This is a genomic window from Exiguobacterium sp. MH3 (genome assembly GCF_000496635.1).
Classification (GTDB): Bacteria; Bacillota; Bacilli; order Exiguobacteriales; family Exiguobacteriaceae; genus Exiguobacterium_A; species Exiguobacterium_A indicum.
In genome coordinates this window covers 1080841-1106807 of the sequence record NC_022794.1, presented here as the reverse complement: position 1 = coordinate 1106807, position 25967 = coordinate 1080841, and the positions used below count along the sequence as shown (strand labels likewise).

At 48.7% G+C, this 25967-nt stretch carries 28 protein-coding genes; 12 read left to right on the top strand and 16 right to left on the bottom strand.

Features of this window, described 5'->3' with window-relative positions; translation table 11 throughout:
* Positions 1–237: 237 nt before the first annotated feature.
* The 6 genes from U719_RS05540 to hflX all read right to left on the bottom strand — a co-directional run bounded on the left by U719_RS05540 (position 238) and on the right by hflX (position 5293).
* Entirely contained in the window at positions 238–513 is a 276-nt protein-coding gene (locus U719_RS05540) for a GNAT family N-acetyltransferase (RefSeq protein WP_041255045.1), read from the bottom strand.
* Positions 488–724: a (4Fe-4S)-binding protein gene (locus U719_RS05535; protein WP_041255043.1), complete on the bottom strand. Its 237-nt coding sequence runs from the start codon at positions 722–724 to the stop codon at positions 488–490. Before U719_RS05535 ends, U719_RS05540 begins: the two co-directional genes overlap by 26 nt.
* Positions 725–840: 116 nt before the next feature.
* The gene (glnA, locus tag U719_RS05530; protein WP_023467759.1) at positions 841–2187 is read right to left on the bottom strand and encodes a type I glutamate--ammonia ligase; all 1347 of its coding nucleotides are present in this window, start codon (positions 2185–2187) and stop codon (positions 841–843) included.
* Between the two features lie 45 nt (positions 2188–2232).
* Complete coding sequence (locus tag U719_RS05525; protein WP_023467758.1) at positions 2233–2631, bottom strand: MerR family transcriptional regulator; 399 nt, start codon at positions 2629–2631, stop codon at positions 2233–2235.
* A 140-nt stretch (positions 2632–2771) separates the two neighbouring features.
* Complete coding sequence (locus tag U719_RS05520; protein WP_023467757.1) at positions 2772–4049, bottom strand: methionine gamma-lyase family protein; 1278 nt, start codon at positions 4047–4049, stop codon at positions 2772–2774.
* Positions 4050–4051: 2 nt separating this feature from the next.
* Positions 4052–5293 (bottom strand): GTPase HflX, encoded by a 1242-nt coding sequence (hflX, locus tag U719_RS05515; protein ID WP_023467756.1) that lies wholly within the window; start codon positions 5291–5293, stop codon positions 4052–4054.
* A 138-nt stretch (positions 5294–5431) separates the two neighbouring features.
* On the opposite strand from hflX, the gene U719_RS05510 reads away from it, so the two are divergent.
* Together U719_RS05510 and U719_RS05505 are read left to right on the top strand one after the other, a co-directional pair.
* Complete coding sequence (locus U719_RS05510) at positions 5432–6403, top strand: tyrosine-type recombinase/integrase (protein ID WP_023467755.1); 972 nt, start codon at positions 5432–5434, stop codon at positions 6401–6403.
* Between the two features lie 29 nt (positions 6404–6432).
* Positions 6433–6837 (top strand): DUF2283 domain-containing protein, encoded by a 405-nt coding sequence (locus U719_RS05505; RefSeq protein ID WP_023467754.1) that lies wholly within the window; start codon positions 6433–6435, stop codon positions 6835–6837.
* Positions 6838–6880: 43 nt separating this feature from the next.
* Here the strand turns inward: U719_RS05505 and hfq are convergent, their stop codons facing one another.
* A complete protein-coding gene (gene hfq / locus U719_RS05500) occupies positions 6881–7129 on the bottom strand; it encodes an RNA chaperone Hfq (RefSeq protein ID WP_023467753.1) in 249 nt (82 codons plus the stop codon).
* 48 nt (positions 7130–7177) lie between these two features.
* Positions 7178–8104, bottom strand: coding sequence for a tRNA (adenosine(37)-N6)-dimethylallyltransferase MiaA (miaA, locus tag U719_RS05495; RefSeq protein ID WP_023467752.1), 927 nt, complete (start codon positions 8102–8104; stop codon positions 7178–7180).
* A gap of 506 nt (positions 8105–8610) precedes the next feature.
* Here miaA and U719_RS05490 point away from each other — a divergent pair.
* Positions 8611–9138, top strand: a complete 528-nt coding sequence (locus U719_RS05490) for a hypothetical protein (protein WP_023467750.1) — start codon at positions 8611–8613, stop codon at positions 9136–9138.
* A gap of 36 nt (positions 9139–9174) precedes the next feature.
* Here U719_RS05490 and U719_RS05485 read toward each other — a convergent pair whose 3' ends face one another.
* Positions 9175–10173, bottom strand: a complete 999-nt coding sequence (locus U719_RS05485) for an ABC transporter permease (protein WP_023467749.1) — start codon at positions 10171–10173, stop codon at positions 9175–9177.
* Entirely contained in the window at positions 10166–11086 is a 921-nt protein-coding gene (locus tag U719_RS05480; RefSeq protein WP_023467748.1) for an ABC transporter ATP-binding protein, read from the bottom strand. Before U719_RS05480 ends, U719_RS05485 begins: the two co-directional genes overlap by 8 nt.
* Positions 11087–11212: 126 nt before the next feature.
* Between U719_RS05480 and U719_RS05475 the strand changes: the two genes are divergently transcribed.
* Positions 11213–11977 (top strand): SGNH/GDSL hydrolase family protein, encoded by a 765-nt coding sequence (locus U719_RS05475; protein WP_023467747.1) that lies wholly within the window; start codon positions 11213–11215, stop codon positions 11975–11977.
* A gap of 38 nt (positions 11978–12015) precedes the next feature.
* Here U719_RS05475 and U719_RS05470 read toward each other — a convergent pair whose 3' ends face one another.
* A complete protein-coding gene (locus U719_RS05470; RefSeq protein ID WP_023467746.1) occupies positions 12016–12366 on the bottom strand; it encodes a hypothetical protein in 351 nt (116 codons plus the stop codon).
* A 207-nt stretch (positions 12367–12573) separates the two neighbouring features.
* Here U719_RS05470 and U719_RS05465 point away from each other — a divergent pair, with 207 nt between their 5' ends.
* On the top strand, positions 12574–13704 hold the full coding sequence (locus tag U719_RS05465; protein WP_023467745.1) for a S1C family serine protease: 1131 nt from the start codon (positions 12574–12576) through the stop codon (positions 13702–13704).
* Positions 13705–13781: 77 nt separating this feature from the next.
* The gene (locus U719_RS05460) at positions 13782–15029 is read left to right on the top strand and encodes a lysine N(6)-hydroxylase/L-ornithine N(5)-oxygenase family protein (RefSeq protein WP_023467744.1); all 1248 of its coding nucleotides are present in this window, start codon (positions 13782–13784) and stop codon (positions 15027–15029) included.
* A 57-nt stretch (positions 15030–15086) separates the two neighbouring features.
* On the opposite strand, the gene U719_RS05455 is transcribed toward U719_RS05460, so the two are convergent.
* Positions 15087–15947 carry a DUF4003 family protein gene (locus tag U719_RS05455; RefSeq protein WP_023467743.1) on the bottom strand — a complete coding sequence of 287 codons (861 nt, stop codon included), beginning with the start codon at positions 15945–15947 and terminating at the stop codon, positions 15087–15089.
* A 123-nt stretch (positions 15948–16070) separates the two neighbouring features.
* Positions 16071–17783 (bottom strand): ABC transporter ATP-binding protein, encoded by a 1713-nt coding sequence (locus U719_RS05450; RefSeq protein ID WP_023467742.1) that lies wholly within the window; start codon positions 17781–17783, stop codon positions 16071–16073.
* A 197-nt stretch (positions 17784–17980) separates the two neighbouring features.
* On the opposite strand from U719_RS05450, the gene U719_RS05445 reads away from it, so the two are divergent.
* Entirely contained in the window at positions 17981–19411 is a 1431-nt protein-coding gene (locus U719_RS05445; RefSeq protein ID WP_023467741.1) for a C40 family peptidase, read from the top strand.
* An 87-nt stretch (positions 19412–19498) separates the two neighbouring features.
* Entirely contained in the window at positions 19499–19678 is a 180-nt protein-coding gene (locus U719_RS05440; RefSeq protein ID WP_023467740.1) for a hypothetical protein, read from the top strand.
* Between the two features lie 29 nt (positions 19679–19707).
* Here the strand turns inward: U719_RS05440 and U719_RS05435 are convergent, their stop codons facing one another.
* A complete protein-coding gene (locus U719_RS05435; protein WP_023467739.1) occupies positions 19708–20898 on the bottom strand; it encodes a helix-turn-helix domain-containing protein in 1191 nt (396 codons plus the stop codon).
* A 120-nt stretch (positions 20899–21018) separates the two neighbouring features.
* Between U719_RS05435 and U719_RS05430 the strand changes: the two genes are divergently transcribed.
* On the top strand, positions 21019–22287 hold the full coding sequence (locus tag U719_RS05430; protein WP_023467738.1) for an MFS transporter: 1269 nt from the start codon (positions 21019–21021) through the stop codon (positions 22285–22287).
* Between the two features lie 19 nt (positions 22288–22306).
* On the opposite strand, the gene U719_RS05425 is transcribed toward U719_RS05430, so the two are convergent.
* Positions 22307–23317: an LLM class flavin-dependent oxidoreductase gene (locus tag U719_RS05425; RefSeq protein ID WP_023467737.1), complete on the bottom strand. Its 1011-nt coding sequence runs from the start codon at positions 23315–23317 to the stop codon at positions 22307–22309.
* Positions 23318–23480: 163 nt separating this feature from the next.
* Between U719_RS05425 and U719_RS05420 the strand changes: the two genes are divergently transcribed.
* The 3 genes from U719_RS05420 (at position 23481) to U719_RS05410 (ending at position 25345) form a co-directional block, all read left to right on the top strand.
* On the top strand, positions 23481–23966 hold the full coding sequence (locus tag U719_RS05420; protein ID WP_023467736.1) for a pyridoxamine 5'-phosphate oxidase family protein: 486 nt from the start codon (positions 23481–23483) through the stop codon (positions 23964–23966).
* A gap of 117 nt (positions 23967–24083) precedes the next feature.
* Positions 24084–25052, top strand: a complete 969-nt coding sequence (locus U719_RS05415; RefSeq protein WP_023467735.1) for a cation diffusion facilitator family transporter — start codon at positions 24084–24086, stop codon at positions 25050–25052.
* Positions 25049–25345 (top strand): MGMT family protein, encoded by a 297-nt coding sequence (locus tag U719_RS05410; RefSeq protein ID WP_023467734.1) that lies wholly within the window; start codon positions 25049–25051, stop codon positions 25343–25345. The genes U719_RS05415 and U719_RS05410 overlap by 4 nt, the downstream gene beginning before the upstream one ends.
* Positions 25346–25408: 63 nt before the next feature.
* Here U719_RS05410 and U719_RS05405 read toward each other — a convergent pair whose 3' ends face one another.
* Positions 25409–25930, bottom strand: a complete 522-nt coding sequence (locus U719_RS05405) for a hypothetical protein (protein ID WP_023467733.1) — start codon at positions 25928–25930, stop codon at positions 25409–25411.
* Between the last annotated feature and the right edge of the window lie 37 nt (positions 25931–25967).

Genomic DNA, 25967 nt, shown 5'->3' with positions numbered 1-25967 from the left:
GAGGTCCTGATATGCCAAATAAGCAGTTCATACCCTATTTGATATTGCTGTGCGTCATTTTTATAATCGCGAGTCAAATGGATCTGCCTTATCTGCTAAAACAAGGATTGATTGTGTTGTACGTCATCGCCTATTTCGGCACGCTGATGGTTTCTCTCAAAATGAAAGTTAGGGATCATAAACAATGACTCGAAAAAATCTCATCTGGTCTTGAGAGACTAGAGGAGATTTTTGTGTTCACGTATTTGCTTGTACGTCCTGATAATCGGATTGATGTTCAAACTCTTTTTTCGCAAACGGACATAACGGTAACAGCTTGACGTTTGCTTCTCGTGCCCAGTTGACGATCTCGGCAACGAGTTGTTCTCCGATCTGTTGATTGCGGTGCGAGGGATCGACGTATGTGTGATCAATGATCCACATGCCGTTGTTCGTATCGCTGTAAGTGATTTCCCCAATCACTTCCCCTTCCTGATGGGCTTCGATTTTACGTTCCGCTCGTTTCAGCTCCATTTGCTTCCCTCCGTTCGTAAGATAAGGCGCCGCTCGGACAACCGTCGACGACCCGCATGACATCGTCCACTGGTGCCCCGTCCGCTTCAATCCACGGACGCCGCTTGACATCAAAGACAGTTGGTAGACTTCGTACACAATGACCAGAGTGAATGCAGACTTCCGAATCAAAATAGACCGTGATTTCTTTGCCTTCATATCCTTTTTTCATGATGTATCGTCTCCCTTTCTTTGTACTCTTATATCTTTCCACATCCTTGACTCAATCCCTGTCGGCGCTATGAAAAAAGCACTTCCGGACAGAAGTCCGAAAGTGCTTGAGTTGGATTAGAACAAGACCATGTACTGATCGCGTTCCCATTCCGTGACTTGCGTCCGGAACATATCCCATTCGATTTCTTTCAATTCAACGAAGTGCTCTGCGATGTGATCGCCGAGAGCGTGCATGACGACGTCATCCGCTTTCAAGACTTCGAGTGCGTGGCTGAGTGTTGATGGAAGATCATCAATTCCGTTTGCAACGCGTTCCGGTTTGTCCATGACGTAGATGTTGCGGTCGATTGGAGCCGGTGCTTTCAAGTTGTTCTTGATTCCATCAAGACCTGAAGCAAGCAATGTCGCAAGCGCAAGGTACGGGTTCGCTGCTGGGTCGACTGAACGAACTTCGATACGAGTCGAGAGTCCACGTGCTGCAGGAACACGGACGAGTGGTGAACGGTTACGTGCTGACCATGCGACGTAGCAAGGTGCTTCGTAGCCAGGAACAAGACGTTTGTATGAGTTGACTGTCGGGTTACAAACCGCTGTGAACGCACGAGCGTGTTTGAGGATACCTGCCGTGAAGGCACGTGCATCATCCGACAATTGCATGTCTTCGTTGCCTTCATCGAAGAAGACGTTCTCGTTGCCTTTGAAGAGCGACATGTTCGCGTGCATGCCTGATCCGTTGACACCGAAGAGTGGTTTTGGCATGAATGTCGCGTGCAAGTTGTGCTTCGCAGCAATCGTCTTGACGACGAGTTTGAACGTTTGGATGTTATCCGCTGTCGTGATCGCATCCGCATATTTGAAGTCGATTTCGTGCTGACCTGGAGCGACTTCGTGGTGTGATGCTTCGATTTCAAAGCCCATGTTCTCGAGCTCAATGACGATCTCTTTACGGCAGTTTTCACCGAGGTCGACTGGTGCGAGGTCGAAGTATCCACCTTGGTCGTTCAATTCAAGTGTCGGACGACCTTTTTCATCTTTCTTGAAGAGGAAGAATTCTGGCTCTGGTCCAACGTTGAATGATGAGAAACCGAGCTCTTCCATCTCTTTAAGTACCCGTTTGAGCTGACCACGTGGGTCTCCTGCGAACGGCGTGCCATCCGGATTGTGGATGTCACAGATTAAACGTGCAACTTTCCCTGTTCCATCTTCTGTCCATGGGAAGACGACCCATGTGTTCAAGTCTGGGAAGAGATACATATCTGATTCTTCGATCCGGACGAATCCTTCGATCGATGAACCATCGAACATCATTTTGTTATCAAGTGCTTTTTCCAATTGGCTTACTGGAATCTCAACGTTCTTGATCGTTCCGAGGATATCTGTGAACTGTAAGCGAATGAAGCGTACATCCTCAGCTTTAGCGATTTTCAAAATGTCTTCTCGTGTAATGTTGCGACGTGTCATGTGACAAATCCCCTCTCCGATTCGTTTTTATATGGTTACAGGTCCTTACTTGAAGAAACGCCCGAGCTCACCTTGGATGAGCGACGTCTTTCCATGTCGTCCTGCTTCCTTCAATTCATTTTTCAGGAGTTTATACAATTCGCCGTCAGATAGTTCCGGGCGCGTCTCGACGACGCTCTCCGCAACGCGTTCGCGTTTGACGAGATCGTTTTCAAAAATCAATTTGATCCCTGCGATATTCAGTCCCTGATCCAGGTATTCCTTGATCGACAACAGACGATCGACATCGTTGAACGAATAGAGGCGACGCTTCGTCTCTGTCCGCTCCGGTTTGATCAGTCCTTGTTCTTCGTAGTATCGGATCTGGCGGGCAGATAACGCGGTCAACTCTTGAACGACTCCGATGGGAAATAGTGGCTTGGACTGGCGTGATGAGTCTGCCATGTGGTTCCTCCTTTTTCCTTACTCCATGAGAATAAACCTCTGTCAGGCAACTTGTCAAGCGATGTAAGAAAAGTTAACACAACTTTTTTAATCACTTTACATGAAGTCGTTCAGAGGTCTTTTCACGAGATATTCTAGTATTAAACGTTTTTTTCTGGAATTAATTGTTTTTCCATCAAGTGATTGACGGCTGAGATAATGGCAATCTTGACGTGGCTATACGTCAAACCACCTTGGACGTATGCGGTATAGGGCGCACGGATCGGACCATCCGCTGACAACTCAATCGATGATCCTTGTACGAATGTTCCTGCTGCCATGATGACATCGTCCGCATAGCCCGGCATATAATCCGGAATCGGTAACGCATGTGCATTGACGGGTGAAGCGGCTTGAATCGCCTGACAGAAGGCAATCATCGGCTCTGGCGCATGGAACGAGACCGATTGAATCAAATCCGTCCGCTCTGCCGTATGATGAGGTGCCGTGTCAAAGCCGAACTGACCAAGCATGCTCGACGTGAACATCGCGCCCATCAACGCTTGGCTCACCGTATGTGGTGCCATATAGAAGCCTTGGTACATATCCGGAAGTGCGGATAACGATGGACCGGCTTCGGCGCCAATCCCTGGTGTCGTCATCCGGAACGACGCTCGTTCAATCAAATCAGTCCGACCGACGAGATAACCGCCAGTCTTCGCAAGTCCACCACCCGGGTTCTTAATCAACGATCCTGCCATCAAGTCCGCCCCGACGTGTGTCGGTTCGATCGTCTCGACGAACTCACCGTAGCAGTTATCGACGAAGATCAGTACGTGCGGATGGACAGCTTTTATGATGGCGATCGCTTCTCCGATCTCGTTGACCGGCAGACTACGTCGCGTCGCATAGCCTTTTGAACGCTGAATCCCGACGACCTTCGTCTGTGGTGTGATCCGTTCGAGAACGGCCGGTACGTCGATCGTCTCGGCGTTTTTCATCTCGACGACATCATACTGGACGCCCAGTTCCTTTAATGAACCGCGTCCGTCACCACGAATTCCGACGATCTCTTCAAGCGTGTCGTATGGTTTTCCTGTGATATAAAGCAATTCATCGCCAGGCAATAACAAACCGAACAACGCGATACCGATTGCATGGGTTCCGCTGATGATTTGCGGACGACAAAGACCGGCTTCTGCACCGAAGACATCAGCATAGATCCGTTCGAGCGTATCGCGTCCTTCATCGTTGTAGCCGTAACCTGTTGACGGCATGAAGTGAAAATCACTGACCTTGTGACGTCGGAACGCATCGAGGACACGGAATTGATTGTATTCCGCGACCTCTTGCGCTTTCTTGACGTACGGGGCGATCTGTTCCTCCGCCCGGTCAATGAGCGGACGGAGCGTTTCGTAATGGGTTAATTCTGAAAACATGTTTACACCTCGTATTGTTTCAATGTCGCGTATAGACGCGTATCTTTACGCAAGTAACCTTTTAGAATGACGGAACCATCTTCTTCGAACGATTCCTTCAAATTCATCATGACTTCTTTCGCCGGATTGTAATGGGCAAATCCGTCAACTGGAATGCGAATCTCGAGATACTCGAGGATTTCGCTGATCGAACGTTCGATCTCTTCGATCAAGCGCTGGATATCCTGCGGGTCAAGCGCAGAAATCAGCAGTTTTCCACCTGTGAACAAGCGATTCAATTGATCCTTCTTGTTGTAGACTTCCAGTTGCGGAATGTCACCGGCACCGAGTTCATCGAGGACATCGTTCGTCGTCTGCATCTGATTCAAGTAATGCTCACTCGACGCATCAACGACATGGAGGATCAAGTCGGCTTCCAGCACTTCCTCGAGTGTCGAACGGAACGCCGCGACCAACTTCGTCGGGAGATCTTGAATGAAACCGACCGTATCCGTCAGGAGGATTTGACCACCTTCCGGCAAATCGACTTGACGTGTCAACGGATCAAGCGTCGCGAACAACTCATCCTTCTCGTATGTGTCGGCTTGTGTCAACCGGTTGAAGATCGTTGATTTGCCGGCATTCGTATAACCGACGAGCGCGATTTGGAATGTTTGGTTCTCTTTGCGACGTTCCCGGTAACGGGCACGGTGCGCGACGGATGTCTCGAGTTGTTTCGAGATCTCATCGACCCGACGCCGGATATGACGGCGGTCCGTCTCGAGTTTCGATTCACCTGGTCCACGCGTCCCGATTCCGCCACCAAGACGTGACAGTTGTGTTCCCTGCCCGGCAAGACGTGGTAAGAGATAACTCATCTGTGCCAGTTCGACCTGCAATTTCCCTTCGCGTGACTGGGCTCGGCCAGCGAAGATATCGAGGATCAACTGCGTCCGGTCAATCAATTTGATGGCTTCCGGGTCCGACAAGGCGATCCGGATATTCTTCATCTGACCGGGCGTGACCTCGGCATTGAATATGATTAAATCAGGTTCAAGTTCGTCTGCTAAAGCAACGAGTTCTTCAACCTTTCCTTTTCCGATGAACGTACGGCGATCAATCGCTTGTCGTTTTTGATCCAGACGACCGACGACGACACCATGCGCAGTCGTGACGAGTGCTTCGAGCTCCGCGACCGATTCTTCATAGACATGGTCCGGGACACCGGGGAGCTGGCAACCAACGACGATGACGCGTTCTGACATAATATCATTCCTTTCACGAGTAAAGACGTACTGCGCCCTTTATCATACCACAGGCACCGATTCGTCTGAACTTTTTTGGACAGGAAACATCCGTTCGGTTTATGATGGAAGAAAGATTACGATAAGGGGAGGAAAACCATGGCACGCGAACAGTCGTATACGCTTCCAGAGTTCATTGAACGCTATTTGTTTTATCTAACGACAAGTGGACGGCAACTTTCGACCGTCCGCCGCTATCGCTATGATTTAATCGAAGTCCATCGCTACATGACCGATGTCGACCAACCACTCGAGACGATCGACGATTTCAAGGCGATTTCGATCGAGACGTGGAAGACGTTCATCAATGAATACTTGATCGAAGAGAAACTCTACCAGCAAGCAACGGTTGCCCGGATCGTCACCGTCATCAATCAAGTCAATTATCAGATTCGACAAACGAAGGCGAAGCTGATTGAATACGCACAACCGACGCACGAATTGACGGCAAAACACGTCGCTTCCTTCAAGGAATATGAACAATTGGTCCGGACGAATCAATCCGATCGCGGCTTGACGGAACATCAATTGAAGGCACGTCCGTTTTTAATCGATCGAAACGAACTGATCCTTCGATTGTTTTATCGCTACGGTCTACGTGTTCATCACATCATTGGTTTGAAGATGCATGACCTTAATTTCGCCCAGCAAGAGATGACTGTCCACGATCGCCTTGGTAACCGTTACCTGCTCCATCTCGAGCGGGAAGATCAAGACATCATGTTGCGTTACTTGAAGACGATTCCGGAACCGGTCCGTCCCCGTTATCACAGCACCGACCCCTTTTTCGTCGCCTTCGACTTTGCTCGGATGACGTTCCGCTGGGTTTACAGCAAAAATGCACCGAAGCAACTGTCGATCGTCATGATCACGAAGATGATGCGTCAGTTGAATGAACGGTCCGATAATAAACGGGTCTTGACACCGTCGATGTTACGCAACAGTTTCATCTTAAAAACGTATCAGGACGAGATGACGAAGGAAGAACGTCTGCAGAAGACATGCCTCTATAAGGATGTCTCGCTCCGACGTTATGAAGAGGCGGTCGAGGAACTGACACCGTTGTTGTAAAAAAATCATTAGGCTTGGATGTGACATAGATGACGATTCGAATGACTTATGATCAAGAAGCAGAAATGGGATATCTATATCTCTTCCCAGAAACATTTACTCCCGCGATTGAAGAAACGGACGAGCTAGAAGAAAATGAATTCCTCAACGTAGACGTTGATCAAGAGGGACGCATCGTCGGGATTGAATGTTTCAATGAAGAAGCGAACGTGATCCGCGCCGTCCATTCACAAGCATTCTTATACGCAGAACATACAGATCGTTTCTCGCTCCGATTGCGAAACACGATTCCGAAAAGTTCGTCTCACCTCCAAGGAGTTACGTTCTACTTCGCTGAATCCGATCATACCGGATTTATCGGATTTGATATCCTTGACTTAGAACGATATCCTGTCGACGTTCTTCGTACGCTTGCTCAGCCAGCGTATAAATAATGAAGTCAACAAAAAAAGACGACCCCCCGGTCGTCTTTTTTACTTAGCGAGAGACTTCTTGTGTCTCTTCTTGCTCATATAACGTCACGTTGCGCGCTGGTGCGAACGTCGAGATTGCGTGCTTGTAGATCAACTGCTGTTTGCCTTCCGACTCCAAAATGACCGTGAAGTTATCGAATGACTTGATCAGCCCCCGTAATTGATACCCGCTGATTAAGAAAACCGTTGTCGGGACTGCATCTTTCCGTAATTGATTTAAAAAGACGTCCTGAATGTTGTATGTCGCTTTCATGATTCCCCGTGCCCCCTCTTTTTATCTGTTTCTGTCTTCGGGCAACTCTTATTTAACCGCTTTCAGAAACTCTACAGTTCTATCATAGATAATTTTGAACGTTTCTTCAAATGAAAACTTTCCCATATCCACCCAAACGCCATCAAATTGGTGACGGAACCACGTCAATTGACGTTTCGCGAAGCGTCGCGTGTTCCGTTTCAGCATATCGACGGCAGGATCGAGTGGTGCCCCGTCAAGGACCGGTAACATCTCTTTATAACCAATCGCTTGTAGCGCCTTCGTGTGTCGATACCCGGCAGCATCCAGACGCGCCACTTCTTCAAGAAGCCCACTTTCGACCATCAAATCCACCCGCTGATCGATCCGATCATACAAGCGATCCCGGTCTTCCATGTGTAGGACGAACAGTAGACTCTCGTAAAGTGCAGGCTTACTACCGGTCGTTTGTGTCTGACCGGTCCGCGCGACCTCGATCGCCCGCACGACCCGCTGAATGTTATTCGGATGAATCGCTTCGGCACGCACCGGATCAAGTTCCTTCAACTGATCATGTAGCGCGTTCGCACCGTGCGTCGCCGCGTACGCTTCGAGTTCAGCCCGTAAGGCTGGATCTTCCGCCTGCTCAGTGAACTGGTAATCATATAAAATCGAACGGATATAAAGCCCTGTTCCACCGACGATGATCGGTAACTTACCCCGACTTGCGATCTCATCGATCGTCGCTCGGGCAACCGTCTGAAAACGCGCTACACTCATCTCATCATCCGGTGTCACAAGATCAAGCAGATGATGCGGCACCCCTTCCATCTCTTCGGTCGTCACTTTTGCTGATCCGATATCCATGCCTTGATAGACTTGGACGGAGTCTCCCGATAAGACTTCTCCGTTTAATCGTTTGGCTAGTTCAATGCCCGTCTTCGTTTTTCCGACTGCCGTCGGTCCGACGATGACGATGACTGGTTGTTTCTTCATTTTTCTTCACCCATTCTCTATCTTTTCATTCTGATTCGAGTGTACCACAGCCACTTACTCGGATTAAAAAAATCAATGAAAAAACCGCCCATTCTGGACGGCTTCCACTTGCTCGTCTTATACGCGACGGATGAAATCGTCATAAATGGCACTAAAGATGCACCACCCACAAATGACGACGCCTGTCAGCATGATGCCCCAATCTGCCATGGTCGTTCCTCCTCTAATCATCGTTATTCTCTCTTTTGACGGTTTACACAGAATATAAACCCTTTCGAGCAGGTTTGACACCAATTCTTGGAATCAGTATGATAAAAGTACGATTGGTACGTAGCGCGGAGGCTGACCTGCATCGGCTTCCTATTAGAGGCACTGCCTCTCGATTCCATGTCTTGTGCTTGCACGAGGCGACATAGGGAGAATTCGTTCTTCCAAGCGACAGGTCCGGCATCATGCCCGGGCCTGTTCTGCGTGCCGGTACATTATTTCGAAAGGAGCCGATTGTCGTGCGTATTCAAATCATTGGTGGATCAGGTACCGGAAAAAGTACACTGGGCGCCTTCATCGGACAAGCTGAACAGATTCCCTGGATTGATACCGACCATTATCTTTGGACAGATACGACGTTCACTGAAAAGCGAGACGTCTCCGAGCGATTTTCCATGTATGAAGCAGATCTTATGTCTTACAACGATTACATCGTCTCCGGCTCTGTCTTCGCTTGGCATCCGGATGGTTTCATCAATCGGGACTTGCTTGTCTTCCTGTCGCTCGACGAATCGGTTCGGATGGAACGTCTCATCGCGCGCGAAAAAGCACGATACCCAGATTTTACAGGCTCCAATGAATTCCTTGACTGGTGCCGGACGTATCACACGGCGACGGATCCATCGATGATCGGTACGTTCGCAGAACACCAGTATCAGATGGACCAGTCGATTTCCCCGATTCTGATAGTAGATGCTTCGTTATCGACACAACTTCAGTATCAAAAAATAATCGAGACATACGATCGTTTGTCGCTTCATCCATGAAAAACGGGTCCCCCTCTATAGGTGGACCCGTTCGTCTTAATACATATCTTTTTGTGTGAAGTTCCAAAACGCAACGATTAGCGCCGCGACCGTCCAACAACCGAGGACAGCAAGTGAGAACGGAAGCGTCATTCCTTCGATTGGTGGTGCTTGTCCATCGAGATAGTTGATCAGTCCGAAATTGACGTTGACGAGATATTTCGAGCTCGTCCAACTTGAACCAAGCGTCGTCAGTAACGTACCGGAAATCAAGACTGCCATCATGATCCCGATCCCTGTCGCTGTGTTTTTGACGAGAACAGAGACCATCAAGGCGATCGTTCCGACAACGGCTGTGACGATCCACGCTAGACCGACTGCCATCAAGAGGTACTCCCACATCGGTAACGTATGCACGAACTCGGTCGAGAACGTACCGCTCGGTGAGGCTTGGAAACCGGTCAAGATCGGTGCGGTCCAGCCGTCATAGCCGAGGACGATCCCGGATATCGCGTAACAGACGGCAACGGTCAATGCCATCAACATCGACGTATAGAGTAACACCGTCAACCATTTCGCCATCAGGATTTTCCAGCGCCGGACTGGTCGCGACAGGAGCGTCTTGATCGTTCCATCATTTTGCTCCCCACTGACGATATCCGCCATGATGACGATGATGAACAGCGGTAAGATCAGCGTCAATCCTTGCGAGAAGAAGATCCGGATGAACGTCGGGGCTCCCGGATAGTTCGGGTTGATGTCGTTATCGAGATAGTATTGATTTTGTTTGAGGTCAAACTCCAGGAACTGACGGAACTCATCTTGAATACTGCTGGAAGCAAGACGGTTCTGCGTGTCGACGATGTCTTGTTGTAACTCAACCCGCCAATCGAGCGTTCCCTGCTTTTTGATTTGTTCTTGGATGTCTCGGTACTGTGCGTACGTAAACATCGAGACAAGAACGACGAGAATGATCGCAACGACGGCAAAACGACGTTTCGAAGCAATTTTCGTCACTTCATTTCGTACGAGACCGATCATGTTCGGATTACGCAATGTGATCGCCTCCCGTTAACGTGATGAATAGATCTTCGAGCGTTTGGACCTTCCGTTCAATCGTCCAGACTTCGACCCCTGCTTCGAGCAGCTGCTTATTGAGCGCTGGTGTCTTGCTTGCATCCATCAAAGTATGAACCGTATTCGCATCGACGACTTCGGACACTTGGACTAAATCGGATGCTGATAAAATCTCATTCGCCTTAAAGGCATCGTCAACACGCCAGTCAACGCCTGGTGCGAGCGACTCGACCAGTTCCTTGACCGTTCCGACTTGAACGATTTTGCCATAACTCATGATCGCAACTCGATCAGCTAGCATTTCAATCTCAGCCAAGATATGACTCGAGACAAGGACCGACAGTCCCGTTTCCTCGACGAGCCGGCGGATGAATTGACGTAAATCCCGAATCCCCATCGGATCGAGACCATTCGTCGGTTCGTCGAGAATCAAGACGCTTGGTCGTCCGAGTAATGCTTGTGCAATGCCGAGACGCTGACGCATCCCGAGCGAGTATGTCCGGACTTGATCATCAACACGCGCCGTCAAATCGACGAGATCGATGACTTCCTGAATCCGAGCCTCATCGACATTCGGTAACATCCGGGCAAAGACTTGTAGATTTTCGCGACCCGTTAAATACTTATACAACTCTGGATTCTCGACGATCGAGCCAATCCGCTCCATCGCTTGGACGAACTGTTTGCGGACGTCGAAGTCACAGACCGTGATTTTACCGGACGTCGGTTTGATCAAGCCGACGAGCATCCGGATCGTCGTCGTTTTTCCTGCCCCGTTCGGTCCAAGGAAGCCAAAGACTTCACCTGGTTGGATCTCAAACGAGATATTATCAATGATCGTCTTTTTTCCGATCACCTTTGTTACACCTTCTAATTTCACTGTTGGTTTCACGTCTCTCACCTCTTATTGTCTATTCTAGCGGAATAATGAATCATTTGACTTGTCAGAACACTTCATTTCCGCACATTCTTTCAACTTTTGCTACAATCAGGTTAGAACCTAGAAGGAGGAACGTTCATGAAGCGATTACGCTGGCCCCTGTTTTTAACCGTCTCACTCGTTTTGACGGCAATCTTTGGATACGGCTTCGTCAGTGCCTATAGTGACGTCGTCAACCCACCAAAACGTGCCGTCTTGACACCTACGAAGGAAGAGCCTGTCAAAAAAGGCGGGACGTACGTCGCGCTTGGTGATTCCTTGACACGTGGTGTCGGAGCATCAAACGGCAATAGTTACGCTGCAATCGTCGGACGCGATCTTGTCAAAGATAACACTGTCGAGCGCTTCCAGAATCTTGCCGTCAGTGGTGCCCGGACGGAAGATTTACTGAAACAACTAGAACAAAAAGAAGTCTTACGCTCAATCAAACAAGCAAAAGTCATCTCGGTGACGATTGGCGGAAATGACTTATTCAATCGTGGTGAAGGCGTCGCAAACTTCAATGCGAAGAAGACAGCCGAAACCGTCACGACGGCACAAGCGAACTTGAAAAAGACGTTCAGTATCCTACGAGAACAAAATCCGGATGCTGTCATCTTCTACGTCGGGCTCTATAATCCTTTCCGCGCGACGGAAAACGGTGAAGCATTCGATGCCATCGTCCAAGATTGGAACGCAAAATCACGGACGCTCGGTATCGAGTACGATGTCGAAATCATCGACACGTTTAATCTCGTGCGTGACGTCAAACGTGATTTGTCGAGTGACCAATTCCACCCGAACGATTCTACCTACGAAGAGATTGCAAAAGCTTCCTTACTTGCTGTCAACAAACGTTTCTAACAATAAAAGCCGCCATTTAGGCGGCTTTTTGCTCCGATTCATTTCAGACGTTTCGCAAGAGAGACGAGCCCCCATTGGAGCGGCAACCGTGTCCAAAGCAACCAAGACGGAAGACGTTTTCCATTAATCGGCTTCGGATTGACTGCCATGTTGACGTTTGCGGGTAAGACAGCATATAAGAAGGCAGGAAGAGTCTTACGAACGAGGTGCACCCCTTTTCCTGTCAACAACATGAGACCGTAAGCGATTTCGATGACCCCTGTCACTTGGACGAAGAAGCGCTTGAACGGAATGAACGACGGCATGATGCTGACGAACCCTTTTTCATTGCGGAAATGACCAACTCCCGCAAACAGTAATCCTGCTCCATAGACTAGACGCAATAGCATTATGTTCCACACTCTCTTTCTGTTAATGAAATATATGTTCGAGACAGCTTCAGTGTATCGAACTGACCTGATTATCTCAACTTTTAGAAATTGTCGTCGAATTATGGGGAATGATGAGTCATTTCGGAATGTCTCCCGTAATCAGATAAGAGATTGCTTCATTTGCTATGATGAAGTCAGAAATCATACAGAGAGGAATGATGACTTATGGCTGGAAAAACGAAAGCACTTTTACCTGGATTGACTGGAGGCATCATCGGCGCGGTCTTGACGGCTACGGTTGCCTTTCCGATCCTACTCGATCAAGAACAGCAGGTCGCTGATACCCCACTATCAAATGGTATGCCAAAACAAGTCTCAACGACGACGAATGATCCGGTGACGAACGCAGTTGCTACGGCTCAAAAATCTGTCGTGACCGTAACGAACTATCAAGCGGGCAACTCGATGTCGCAACAAGAAGCAGCGGCTGGTTCAGGGTCCGGTGTCATCTATAAGAAAGAGGACGGTAAAGCATACATCATTACGAACCATCACGTCGTCGATGGGGCATCAAAACTCGATGTAACGTTGAATGACGGCAAGACGCTCTCAGCCAAGTTGCTTGGTAGCGACGAAACCTATGACTTAGCTGTGCTTGAAGTTGACGCAAGCGATGTTCCGGGCGTCATCACACTCGGGAAATCAGCGGACTTAAAAGCCGGACAAACGGTCCTTGCAATCGGTAACCCGCTCGGTGAGTTCCAAAACTCCGTCACACGCGGAATCGTCAGTTCGAAAGACCGGACCGTACCGGTCGATACGAACAGTGATGGACAAGACGACTTCAATACGACAGTCATTCAAACGGATGCCGCAATCAACCCTGGTAACTCAGGGGGTGCCTTGATCAATGAACAAGGACAACTCGTCGGAATCAACTCGATGAAAATCGCTGAGTCTGGTGTTGAAGGCGTCGGCTTCAGTATCCCGATCGATGATGCATTACCAATCCTCAAACAGCTTGAAACAAACGGTAAAGTTGAGCATCCGACGCTCGGTGTGTCCTTACAAGACGTTGCGGCGTTCCCTGCCGGTTATCTTAAAGATCAAGTCAAACTACCAGACAGTCAAAAAACAGGTGTCGTCGTCATGTCAGTCGAACCGAACAGTCCAGCTGCTGCGGCTAAACTGAAAACAGGTGACGTCATCACGAAAATCAATGACTCCGAAATCAAAGCATTCGTTGACATCAAAACGGCACTGATCAAATCAGATGGACCGCTCTCCTTGACGATCATCCGTGATGGGAAAACGATGACGGTCGAAACCAAAACAACGACGACCGACCAGCTGTAAAGCTTCAGCCTGACGTTTCGTCCGCCTTCCTTTTCGGGTATTGTTTTAGAACAATATCGAATTGGGAGGCTTTTTCTATGTATGACTTAATCGGCATTGGCATTGGTCCGATGAATTTAGGATTGAGCGCACTTGCGCATCCGACAGATTTAAAGACGTTATTTTTTGACGAAAGCGAACAATTTTCATGGCATCCCGGCATGATGATCCAGGACTCGATGATGCAGACGAGCTTCATCTCCGATCTCGTCACACTCGCCGATCCGACAAGTTCGTTTTCCTATCTCAATTACTTACGATCGATTCACCGTCTCCACACGTTTTACTTCTATGAAAAACTTCTGATTTCAAGACAAGGTTACAACGATTACTTACGTTGGGTCGCAACACAACTTGAAGATCTCCGCTTTTCGACACGTGTCATCGACGTGCAAGACACCGGTGATAGTTTTGAAGTCCTCGTCGAAGATGTCTCGACCGGTAAACGCGAAACGTTCGAAGCACGAAACGTCGTCATCGGCACTGGTTCAAAACCCGCCATCCCGGATACGTTTGACGAACGCGTCATCCACAATACGCAATATGTCATGAACAAGGCAAATTTACTTCAGCGCAACAAAATCAGCATCGTCGGCTCCGGTCAAAGTGCCGCCGAGATTTTCCTTGATCTCTTGACGACGCCTGCTTCAGAGCGTCCTGAACTCGAGTGGATTGCGCGTTCGACACTGTTTGAGACACTTGAGACCGGCAAACTCGGAGAAGAAATTTTTTCACCGAGCTACGTCACGTACTTCAACCAACTTCCACTCGAAGTACGACAAGAGTCGGTCAAGAAGTTTGCCCGCTCTCAGAACGGTATCAGTCCGGAGACCCTGCAATCGATCTACGCCCATCTCTATGATTTGACGGAAGAGGAACAACGACAGGTCGCGATCCGCGCGAATCTTGAAGTAAATGAGATTACGTACGATGAGCGGTTCACGATTGCGATGCAACATCAAGAACTTGAGGATGAACGTATGTCCGTAACAGATGCCGTCATTGCGGCAACTGGTTTTTCGCCATCCCTTCCGAGCTTCATCGACCGACTTGATATCGTATTCGAAGCACCGAATGCCTGGAAAGTCGATGCCGACTACCAAATCGTGCGTTCGGTCGAGACAGCCCACCATCTATACGCAACCGCTAATTTAGAATTATCACACGGTCCGGCTGCGGATAATCTTGGTATGTCCGTCTCGCGGAACCAGTTGATCTTGAACGCTGTCGCTGGTACGGAACTGTATCCGGTCGAACGACATGCGACGTTTACGACGTTCGATTAAGTCACTAAACCAAACGAACGAGGAATGGCGCGCGCCACTCCTCGTTCGTTTTTCGTTTTACGGTTTTTTCGTCAACTCTAGTGCAGCCAGCAATAACAACGTGGCTTGAACTCGTGTCACACCTGTTTTAGAGAGCAACAAATGAAAGGCAATCAACCAGTTGACCTCGTCTGAAAATCGATTCCGTGCCCGCTCCCGGTCGACGATCCGGGTCACATAAATCCAGTCGACACGTTCCATTGTAGGGAGTAACGCAAGAATTGGCATTAAACGATCCCAGATGATGATCTCTCTCCGCTCTAACAGTTCCCGCCACGCAATGATTCGTTCCTGTTGCGCTGAAGGATCTGGATGCGCCGCTAAGATTTGCGCCGTAATGACACGTTCACTCGTTCGTTCCATGAATTGCGCGAGCCACTCTTCCGATGTATTGACCCGCTCTAGAAATTCTTCTGGTAATGGCTGCTGTTCAAGCAAGGTCGATGTCACGACGTACTGCTTTGCTGCATTTAGATGAGGTCGTGTCGCGTGCAGCCGTTCCATATAGGGAAAGGCATCGATTCCTTGACGCCGATTCAATACTTCGTTGAGAGCAAAAAATGGACGAACCCCTTTATCACGAATCAGGCGATGTTTAATCTTCTTTTCCGCAACGATGATCTCTTCGATGAGAACATCGGGATCCGTGCTATTCAATTGAACATGGGCGACAAGTAACGGCGTATAACGGCTCCGAAGCGCTGAAAAACGCGATGTCTTGTGTTTGATTGTCCGCATTAGTCTTTCATATACAGTTTGTTCAAAGACAGTATCATGAATCGTGTAAGACAGTGCAAAAAAACGATGGAAATCATGTGACGTCTCTTCCCGCAAGACGGGATAACTCTCATCATAGTTCTCACAGAATTGACCGTACATCCTTCCACCTCGCCTTCTTTTCTATAAATCGTTTTCCCTAAAATTAGCATACACAATCTTATTTTTGAACGAACAAAAAAAGCAACGGAACATGTCCATTGCTTTCCAATCTTTCAAATCGATTCAAACTCGTTGTCTCTCTAACAACCGGGAGAAATAACCACCTTGATTCATCAGTTCGTCATGCGAGCCTTCTTCGACGATGCCGTCCTTCGTAACGACGAAAATCTTATCCGCATTCCGGATCGTCGCTAAACGATGGGCAATGACGAGCGTCGTCCGGTTCTCGGACAACTCGGCGAGCGATTCTTGGATCAGTGCTTCCGTTTCCGTGTCGAGCGCAGACGTCGCTTCATCGAGAATCAAAATCGGCGGGTTCTTAAGGAACATCCGTGCAATGGCAAGTCGTTGCTTTTGCCCACCCGATAACTTGAGTCCCCGTTCGCCGATTTGTGTCGCATACCCATCCGGAAGATCCGCGATCATCGGACCGAGATGGGCACGTTCCGCCGCTTGCACGATGTCTTCGTGCGTCGCATTCAGGTCACCGTAGGCGATATTTTCAGCGATCGTCCCTGAGAACAAGAAGACATCCTGCTGGACGATCCCGATTTGTTGTCGCAGAGACTCCTTCGTCATCTGCCGGATATCGATTCCGTCAATCGTGATTGCGCCATCTAGAACATCGTAAAAACGTGGAATCAACGAACAGATCGTCGTCTTCCCTGCCCCTGATGTTCCGACGAACGCGACTGTCTGACCCGGTTCGACCGTCAGATTGATATTCTCTAGAATGAGACGATCGGCTTCATAACCGAACGCCACATCCTTGAATGTGATGCCACCGTTCAACCGATCAACGACGAGTGCGTCTGGCGCATCCGGAATCGATGCATCCTCATCAATCATCGAGAGGAAGCGTTTGAAGCCAGCCATCCCTTTTGGATACATCTCAAGTAATGCGGTGATTTTGTCGATTGGCTTCAGCAGGATGTTCATATAAAGAATGAATCCGACGAGTTCCCCTGCCGTTAAAGCTTCGCGATACGTCAAGTAGGCACCGACGACTAAGACGGCAAGCGTCATCAAACGGGTCGTCAAGTAGATGCCGGATAGACTCTTACTCATGACCTTGTAGGCATTGATCTTCGACTGCCGGAACGTCGCGTTGTCTTTTTCAAAACGCTCGATTTCGTAAGCTTCGTTCGTGAATGACTGGACGACACGGACACCAGAGACACTGTCCTCGACGCGCGAATTGACTTCCGCGATGTTACCATACATCCGGTCCCACGATTTATTCATCCGGACGTTCGCATAACTAATCAGCCAGATCAAAAACGGTACCGCAATGATCGTCACGAGCGCGAGTGGTACGTTGATCGTCAACATGATCGAGAACGCACCAAGCAATGTCATGACGGCAATGAAGGCATCTTCCGGACCGTGATGGGCAAGTTCCCCGATATCAAACAAATCATTCGTGATCCGACTCATGATATGACCGGTCTTCGTATTATCGAAGAAGCGGAACGACTGTTTCTGCACATGGCTGAACAGTTGACGACGCATATCGGTCTCGATATTGATCCCGAGCTTATGTCCAAAATAGTTGACGACGAACTGCATCAACGTGCTGATGATGTAGAGTGCTAATAATCCGACGCTGACGAGGATGATCCAGTTCATCTCACCGTTTGGCAACAAGGAGTCGATGAACCACTGGACAGCGAGTGGAAAAGCAAGTTCTAAAACCCCGACGAATAAGGCAGATATGAAATCAAGCCAAAATAAACGTTTATGCGGGATATAATATTGATAAAAACGGCGTAACATGTGTAGCCTCCTTCCGAGTACTTCTAGTGTACTCGAACTTTTTTGAAAATACTGTATCGAGCTATTCATTTTTTTATTAAAACAACCGCGTAGTTTTTTAGAACAAAAATATATTTTAAAATCAGGGGAATTAGCACTTTTTATGACAAAATGGTAACAACGATTTTTACCTATCTATTTGGAAGGAGCTACGTCACGTGAAGAAGACATTTCTCGCTCTTACGACGATCGCCTTGATCAGTTCAACTGGACCGGTCTCTGCTGCGTCAACGACCTTAACATTGACGGATAACGTCAACATTCGCTCGGCTGCCTCGACTTCCGCGAAGGTCATCACGACACTGAAAAAAGGAACGAAGCTGACAGCAGTCAAGAAGGTCAACAGCTGGTACGAAATCCGTTACCAGTCAAAACCAGCCTTCATCACTTCAGCATACGTCAAGGCGACGACAGTAAAGACTACGACAACGACGACCTACATAACGAACACCGATGCTGTCAACGTCCGCCAACAAGCAACGACGAGTTCGAAATCACTCGGAAAACTGGCAAAAAATAGCGTTCTGACTGTTACGAAAAAATCCGGTGATTGGTATCAAATCACGTATAAGAAGCAAGTAGCTTTTATCCATGCATCATTAGTTGATAAAAAGACAGTGAAAGTAACGTCTACGTCAAAACCTGCTACGACGACACCCGTCAAGAACGTCATTAAAGCGGTCGATCGCTCGAAGATCTACACGGTTAATGCGAAGGAAGGCTTGAACGCACGGACTGCTGCAGCAACGAACGCAAAAATTTACAAGACATTACCCCATCAGACAGTACTCGATGTCACAGGTGCCGTTGATTCGTGGTACCAAGTCAAGCTCGACGGAAAAGAAGCGTATGTTGCTTCAACTTATGTCAAAGCTTCAACAAAAGCTTCGCCACCAACAACACCAACGACTCCCGGAGTCTCTGTGACGCCGGTTGATGCTTCGAAGACGTATCGCGTCAATGCCCCAACCGGGCTGAACGTCCGCACATTGCCTTCGACGTCTTCTAAAGTCTTCACGCAAGTCGGACGCGGCTCAACGGTCAATGTCACAGGTGAAACGACAGGAAAAGATAGCGGCTGGTACCAGATCAAGATTGGAACGGGTCTCTACTATGTTGCGAAGAGTTACATCACGACGGGATCCGTCACGACGACGCCTCCGGTCACGCCACCACCTCCTGTGACGACCGTACCTGGTTCGACATTGATGGAACGTGCGATCTCGATTGGGCAACAATATCTTGGTACACCATACGTCTGGGGATCAAGTAGCCCCGTCAATGGTGGATTCGATTGCTCTGGTTTTGTGAATTACACGTTGAATGCCGCTGGCTATGCTGTCGGACGGACGAACGTCAACGGTTACTGGAACGATGATCGGTATCTCGGAGAGAAGTTATCAAAATTACGTCAACCGAAGCGTGGCGATATCATCTTCTTCGAAAACACCTATGCCGCTGGTCCGACACATATTGGCATCATGCTGAACAACGATCAGTTCATTCATGCAAATGAACCTGCTTTAGGTATCAGCCGTGTATCGGAACGTTACTGGACGCAAAAACTATTAGGCTTTAAATCACTTTAAACTTTCCTCATCCATCCCTCGGGGTGGATGTTTTTTGTCTTACCACTTCACTTTGGGATATACTGGATATGGAAAGGATGTGTCTGCATGTCTTACAAAACACTGTATGTTCGGCTTCTCTTTCTTGCCTTATTGATTTTTGGTGGCTCGATGCTCTTGCATTATATCCAGACGGGAGACGTCTATATCGGTCACTTGATCGTTTCCGTCGCCGCTTGCGTCTTATTGATTTTCAGAAGAACGACATCCTTACACGAACAGGCATGAAGCGCACTCGCCTCATGCCTGTTTTTTTGTCATTGAACCTTAACCAATGCTTGTATCTCTCGCTCAAGATCGCCTTTGAGTCGTTCGCTTTGAAGATCATCCTTCAATCGAATGACATCCTCCAGCCGTTCCTGACCAATCCCTCGTTGCATCGCTAGTACGAGCGTCTGTAGCATCATCGCTTGGTCGAATCCACTCGCGGCAAGCCACGCATCTTGCATCTCCCATATCTTATCGACGCTCTGCTGCAGCGTCTGATTCGGTAATTCGATGCCGTTGACAAGGAGATGGACTTCGAGTTGTCCGATGTAATGCTTCGCGTCATCGATCGCCACAGTGACGAGTTTTTCCCACGCCATTTGCATGCCGTCCGTATCGTTTTCAAAAATCGCGATGAGTCCTTTCGTTAAATCGACTTCGATTCGTCCGACGGCAGTCGTTTCACTAAATGCAAAAAACTGCTCCAGTCGATCAAACTCTTGCCGTGATTGTTCGATTTCCCCTTCTAGATATAAAAACAATCCGAGGAAACGTTGAAACGAAATGACATGATAATAGACATCTTGCTCCCGCATATACTGAACCCCTTCACGCAATAAGGCGATCGCTTCTGTGTAGTGATCATCGAACAAACTTGCTCGGAGCGCACGCAGGATTTGAAGCTTTAAATAGGTTTTCGGTGCAAGTGGAATCTCACGTGGTATATCCATTGCTTCGATCAGCTCATACGCTTCCTTCGTCCGTTTGAGATTGAATAAAAAGTAAACTTTTGCGATTTGGGCAAGTAATTGTTCATCTTGACGACCGAGCTGTTGAAAAACCCGCTCTGCTTTCTCGAAATAAATCAAACCAAGCTCCGGGTCAGACGTTCGGAGGGCATCCCCATATTCCTGAAAGACCTGTCCTTGCCAGTAAGAGTTTGTCTCTGGCACTAAATACGGATGCAGAATTTCCCGAACCTTTTCGTCCGAATGATATGAGGTATCTCGTGAACGGATTGTTTCAAGGAGTTCCCGCATCCGAACATCCCGCGGATCGAGCATCAATTCCTCGACCGTCACTTGTAATCGCCTAGCAATCGCCTGTAGTGCGGGCACTGACGGTGTCGCTTTCCCGTTCTCGACCATACTGAGCATCGACTTCGTGATGATGCCGGTCGCAACGTCCGTTTGCGTCATTTTTTTCTGTTTTCGGATCTGTTTGATACGTTCCCCTAACACACTTGTCACTCCTTTTATCATAAAAGTTAAATTTTATTGAACTTTATCTTTACATTTTTCTTCCACTCCTTTATTCTACACTAAAGTTCAATAAAATTTAACTCTGAAGGAGTGAACAGGATGTCATTTAATTTAAAGCGTGTCTTATTCGGAAAGTTTTGTTCATTATTTGCGGCAAGTCTCTTTACGTTCGTCGCTGGACTGACCGTCTTACGGGAAACATCGTCTGGTTTTCAGTTTGCGCTCGTCCTGCTTGCAGGATCAGTGCCACGGATTTTGCTCTCACCGGTTGCTGGTGTCCTCGCTGATCGCTGGAACCGGAAACGAATCATCGTCATGACCGAAAGCTTAAGTGCACTCGTCTTGTTCGGACTTCTGCTCTATTCGCTACAAGCCCCTCTACATACCGTTCATTACATCGTTGCTAGTGTCCTCTTGACGAGCCTGTCGACGTTCCTATCCGTCACCTTATCAAGCTCGTTACCGCGACTCGTAGAAGAAGATGAGTTACAACGCGGAAACGCGCTTTTCTCGACGATTCAATCGACCTCAACGATCACCGCTCCACTCGTTGCGGGATTTCTTATCGCCACTGTCTCCATCACGCAATTCTTGATCTTACCGTTCCTCTTGTTTGCTTCTGCTGCCTGGTGGAATAGCCGCCTCCGCTTTCTTGCAGTGGATACCTCTCCTCTGGCTACTACCGATACTCCGTCTTTCGTCTCGGAGTTTAAAGAGGGCTACCGTTATCTGTTCCGTCAACCGGTCTTGACGACACTCGTCCTGATGGCGATTGTCCTGAACTTCTTTTTTGTCGCTTTCGAAATCTTGTTACCAATCATTTTGCTCGATCGACTGCAATTCACACCATTTCGGTTTGGACTGGTCGAGTCCGCACTCGGTGCCGGTCTTCTTGTCGCTTCGTTGCTTCTTGCCTTACCTCGCTTTACGGTGAAACGTCCGTTACGCACGATATTCGAGTCGCTCTTTTTAATCGCCTCTTGTTATGCGCTTCCTGCACTTGCCCTACTCGGCTATGTTCCATCTGCTCTACTATTACCTTTTTTCATGATTCTATTGTTCATCGACGGCATGCTCGTCTTACGGATGAACATTCCACTGCAGCTCATCGTTCAAAAACAGACCGATCCGGCTTACCTCGGACGTGTCATCGGTGTGCTGGAATCCATTGCAATGGCGATGATGCCGATCGGTACCCTATTGTTTGGTTTACTCAGTGATCATGTATCTATCATCGTGCTACTTGGAGTCGGTACAGTCGGCTTATTCGGTGCAGCATCATTCGGATTCCTCCGACTTCGTAATGACATCTTATCCGAGAGCATTCCCGTAGCAGACGCAAAAAACACGTCCTCCCTCACTTCGTGAGAAAGGACGTGCGTATCGGTCAGACCGTCGCTTTGACGGCATCCATGATTAATTTCAATGATTGTTGTTTTGCTTCCTTGTCAGCGATCATCGAAGCGATCATTACTTCGTCTGTGCCGTAGGAATCAGCGAGCTCTTGCAATTGTTTTGCAACGGATTCCGGGTTACCAACGATCATCCGCTTCCGGTTTTCAGCGATCCGGAATTGGTCTTGGAACGTATACGGATACGCCGCTGCCTCTTCTGGAGTTGGCGTTCCTGTCGACGAGACCCCTTTTTCAAGTAGGAGTAGTGACAGATCCAGGCTTGAAGCTAACCGTTCTGCTTCTTCCGTCGTTTCAGCACACGTCACGAAGATCGAGACGAGCGTTTGTGGTGTCTCATTGAACGACGTCGCCATGAAGTTATGACGGTAGTAGTCCATCACTTCTTGTCCACCTTGTCCATTGATGAAGTGGGCAAAGGCAAATCCGAATCCGCGTTGCGCAGCGTTCAAGGCACTACCCCCACTTGATCCAAGCAACCAACCTTCTGGTGTCGTATCGACTTCTGGTGTTGCGACGAGTCCCGCGAACCGGTGTCCGGCAGGTGCTCCGTCTTTCAAGTAATCGACGAGATCATCGAGTTGTTCGCCGTAATCGGCTCCACCAAAACGTGGCGACGATCCTTCTTGCAACGCACGTGTCGCAAGCGGCATACCGCCTGGTGCCCGACCGAGTCCAAGGTCGATCCGGTTCGGTGCAAGCCCTTCAAGGACACGGAAGTTCTCCGCGACTTTATAAGCACTGTAATGCGGCAGCATGACACCGCCTGAACCGAGGCGAATCTGTTTCGTCACTGCCGCCATGTAAGCGATCAAGACTTCCGGGCTTGAACCAGCCAATGTTTTAGCGAAGTGGTGTTCGGATACCCACAGGCGATGGTAGCCGAGTTCGTCCGCGATTTTCGCGAGCTCGACCGTTTCGTGTAAGGCATCAGATGGCGATTGTCCTTTAGAGACCGGGGATTGGTCTAAAATACTAAGTTTCATGTATGTCTCTCCTTTTTCTTTCGAATGCGTACCTACACTGTACGCCTCCTCGTTGTACGGTGCAACGAAACTGCTTCTTTCTATCATGGGGACGTTTTCATTTTGAAATTCAGGGAACAATGCCTAAGTGAGCATAAAAATCTAACGAATGAGGTGGAGTTACATGTCAACCCATACTACGAATCAAGAAGCAGTCGAAACGGTCAAGAAACTGATTGATAAAATCGAAACAGCGATGCTGACGACGATTTCAGCAGAAGGACTCGTATCGCGTCCGATGCAGACACAGGATATCGAATTTGATGGCGACCTCTGGTTCCTCACTTCAAAAGAAACAGACAAGTACCAAGAACTACTTAAGAATCCGAGCGTTAACGTCGCGTACGTCGACAAATCATACGTCTCGATTCGTGGGACAGCAGAACTCGTCGAAGATATCGAACGAAAAAAAGAGCTCTGGAGTCCACGCTACGAAGCATACCTTGGAACGACATACGAAGATCCGAAAGTCGTCTTGATCAAGGTCAACACGGAAGCTGCTGAATACTGGGAAACGGGAAACACGACGAAGTCCGTCAAACAAGTCTTGAAGAAAGTCGTCGGCAAAGACGATGAGAACGAAATCAATAAAACAGTCGACTTGTCTTGACGAGTTAAACCCGCGCAGCTTGCGTGGGTTTTTTCGTGTGAAGATAGTCGTTTTTCTCAAAATGATGTAACATAATAAAATGAACTAATATGTAACTTAACTAAAAGGAGTACAATCATGGGAGAATTTTTTACGTTATTACGCCGGGGAAACCGGTCGGCGCTGACGGCAGGCATCGTTAACTCCGTCATCGCCATCATCAAGGCAATTGCCTACGTCCTGACGGGAAATGTCGCGATGTTCGCGGAGATGATGCATACGCTCGGGGACGCTGCTAACCAATTTTTTGTCTTCATCGGTTCTGCCCTCAGTAAAAAGGCACCGACGAAACGTTTCCCGAACGGCTTCGGTCGTCTCGTCAATCTCGTCTTGCTCGGTGCCATCCTCTTCGTCGGTATCATGGCGTACGAGACGATTCATGAAGGGATCGCCCACATCATCGAACCGACAGAATCAACTGGCTTTTGGATTACGTTGTCTGTCTTGTTCGTCGGTGTCGTCTTAGAAAGTGGCGTTTTCGTGAAAGCGATGCAAGAGATCGCGCACGATGCGAAGTTAGACTCGAAAGGACCACGCTTGATTCTTGACAGCTTCCGCTCACTCAAACAAGCGAAACCAGCCACACGCCTTGTGTTCCTAGAAGATTTGGTCGCAACGGCTGGTGGCGTCGTCGCGATGCTCGCCGTCATCATCTCGCATGTGACACCGTTCCATCAGGCAGAAGGAATTGCTTCGATCCTCATCGGACTGATGATGTTTTACGTCGTCGGGAATGTCTTCCTGCAAAACGCAGCTGGTGCACTGGGTGAAGCCGATGAGACGATGGCAGCACGTCTCGGCGGTCTAATCATAAAGGACCCTGACGTCAAGGACATTAGTAAACTAGAAGTCATTAAGGAAGGCGATCATTTCCACGTCGAAGTCGAGATTGAAGTCGACCCGACGTTGACGATCGCACAAGCGGACGATATCAAGGACCGTCTCGAACTCCAGATTCGCCTGCAACAAGGCATCATCGATGTGACGATCGGCTTTGATGAAGACGATAAGATTCAACAGTATGTCGTTGCTACGGACGAAACATGACACCATTCACGCAAGATGTCCTGACTATCATTCGTTCGATCCCTGCTGGTCGGGTCATGACGTACGGGCAAGTCGCTCGACTCGCCGGCCATCCGCGTAGCGCCCGACAAGTAGCGCGGATTCTTCACAGTATGAGTAAGACGGAACGTCTACCGTGGCACCGCGTGCTCGCTGCTGGTGGAAAACTATCGCTTGAAGGCGATGAACAGCGACTGGCACTTGAAGCAGAAGGGGTCGAGTTCCTGACCGCCCGTCAACTCGATTTATCGCGTTATCAAGTCAAAAGTGAATAAATACAACAAGAGAGGGATGACCGGTTCGCAGACCAGTCATCCCTCTCTTTTTATCGTCATGAATCACGCTTTCGACGTACTCGAAGCTACAGCGATTTGCCGACGCACTTCTGCTTCTAATTGTGGTTCCGGTGGTTGCCAGCCTTCCGGTTTCATGACCTTTTGGTCCGATTCCCGGAAGATTGGTTTTCCGTCCGGTCCAAGCTTCGCCATGTTCGCACGCTGGACGATCTCGAACAATGGAGCCGGATCAAGCCCGACCTCAACGAAGCTTCCCATGATGAAGTAGAGGGCGTCCGTCAAGGCATCCCCTTGTCCGACGAGCCGTTCGACATCTGTTTCGGGTTGTTTCATCTGAAGCGATTTTTCGACCGCTGTATCAAGTCCTGACTTGAAACGTTCGATTGCTTCGAGAAATTCTGTTTCACTCGTCGCCGATTGATGCAGGAACTCAACGACCGCTTCTTCTGCCGTCCAGGTCGAGCGTTTGATTCCACGATCGACCGTCATAGGTGTTGGCGTCGTTGCGCCAGGGTGTGAAAACACACGGTGGAATTCCTTTACGTCTTGATAATAATTTGTCATAACCGATCATCCCCTTTTACCGAATGTCTCCATTCTA

Bases quoted from the DNA above. Each gene is read 5' to 3' on its own strand.
- U719_RS05540 (WP_041255045.1), bottom strand. From the start codon at position 513: ATGGAGCTGAAACGAGCGGAACGTAAAATCGAAGCCCATCAGGAAGGG.
- U719_RS05535 (WP_041255043.1), bottom strand. From the start codon at position 724: ATGAAAAAAGGATATGAAGGCAAAGAAATCACGGTCTATTTTGATTCG.
- glnA (WP_023467759.1), bottom strand. From the start codon at position 2,187: ATGACACGTCGCAACATTACACGAGAAGACATTTTGAAAATCGCTAAA.
- U719_RS05525 (WP_023467758.1), bottom strand. From the start codon at position 2,631: ATGGCAGACTCATCACGCCAGTCCAAGCCACTATTTCCCATCGGAGTC.
- U719_RS05520 (WP_023467757.1), bottom strand. From the start codon at position 4,049: ATGTTTTCAGAATTAACCCATTACGAAACGCTCCGTCCGCTCATTGAC.
- hflX (WP_023467756.1), bottom strand. From the start codon at position 5,293: ATGTCAGAACGCGTCATCGTCGTTGGTTGCCAGCTCCCCGGTGTCCCG.
- U719_RS05510 (WP_023467755.1), top strand. From the start codon at position 5,432: ATGGCACGCGAACAGTCGTATACGCTTCCAGAGTTCATTGAACGCTAT.
- U719_RS05505 (WP_023467754.1), top strand. From the start codon at position 6,433: ATGACGATTCGAATGACTTATGATCAAGAAGCAGAAATGGGATATCTA.
- hfq (WP_023467753.1), bottom strand. From the start codon at position 7,129: ATGAAAGCGACATACAACATTCAGGACGTCTTTTTAAATCAATTACGG.
- miaA (WP_023467752.1), bottom strand. From the start codon at position 8,104: ATGAAGAAACAACCAGTCATCGTCATCGTCGGACCGACGGCAGTCGGA.
- U719_RS05475 (WP_023467747.1), top strand. From the start codon at position 11,213: ATGAAGCGATTACGCTGGCCCCTGTTTTTAACCGTCTCACTCGTTTTG.
- U719_RS05470 (WP_023467746.1), bottom strand. From the start codon at position 12,366: ATGCTATTGCGTCTAGTCTATGGAGCAGGATTACTGTTTGCGGGAGTT.
- U719_RS05465 (WP_023467745.1), top strand. From the start codon at position 12,574: ATGGCTGGAAAAACGAAAGCACTTTTACCTGGATTGACTGGAGGCATC.
- U719_RS05460 (WP_023467744.1), top strand. From the start codon at position 13,782: ATGTATGACTTAATCGGCATTGGCATTGGTCCGATGAATTTAGGATTG.
- U719_RS05455 (WP_023467743.1), bottom strand. From the start codon at position 15,947: ATGTACGGTCAATTCTGTGAGAACTATGATGAGAGTTATCCCGTCTTG.
- U719_RS05450 (WP_023467742.1), bottom strand. From the start codon at position 17,783: ATGTTACGCCGTTTTTATCAATATTATATCCCGCATAAACGTTTATTT.
- U719_RS05440 (WP_023467740.1), top strand. From the start codon at position 19,499: ATGTCTTACAAAACACTGTATGTTCGGCTTCTCTTTCTTGCCTTATTG.
- U719_RS05430 (WP_023467738.1), top strand. From the start codon at position 21,019: ATGTCATTTAATTTAAAGCGTGTCTTATTCGGAAAGTTTTGTTCATTA.
- U719_RS05425 (WP_023467737.1), bottom strand. From the start codon at position 23,317: ATGAAACTTAGTATTTTAGACCAATCCCCGGTCTCTAAAGGACAATCG.
- U719_RS05420 (WP_023467736.1), top strand. From the start codon at position 23,481: ATGTCAACCCATACTACGAATCAAGAAGCAGTCGAAACGGTCAAGAAA.
- U719_RS05415 (WP_023467735.1), top strand. From the start codon at position 24,084: ATGGGAGAATTTTTTACGTTATTACGCCGGGGAAACCGGTCGGCGCTG.
- U719_RS05410 (WP_023467734.1), top strand. From the start codon at position 25,049: ATGACACCATTCACGCAAGATGTCCTGACTATCATTCGTTCGATCCCT.
- U719_RS05405 (WP_023467733.1), bottom strand. From the start codon at position 25,930: ATGACAAATTATTATCAAGACGTAAAGGAATTCCACCGTGTGTTTTCA.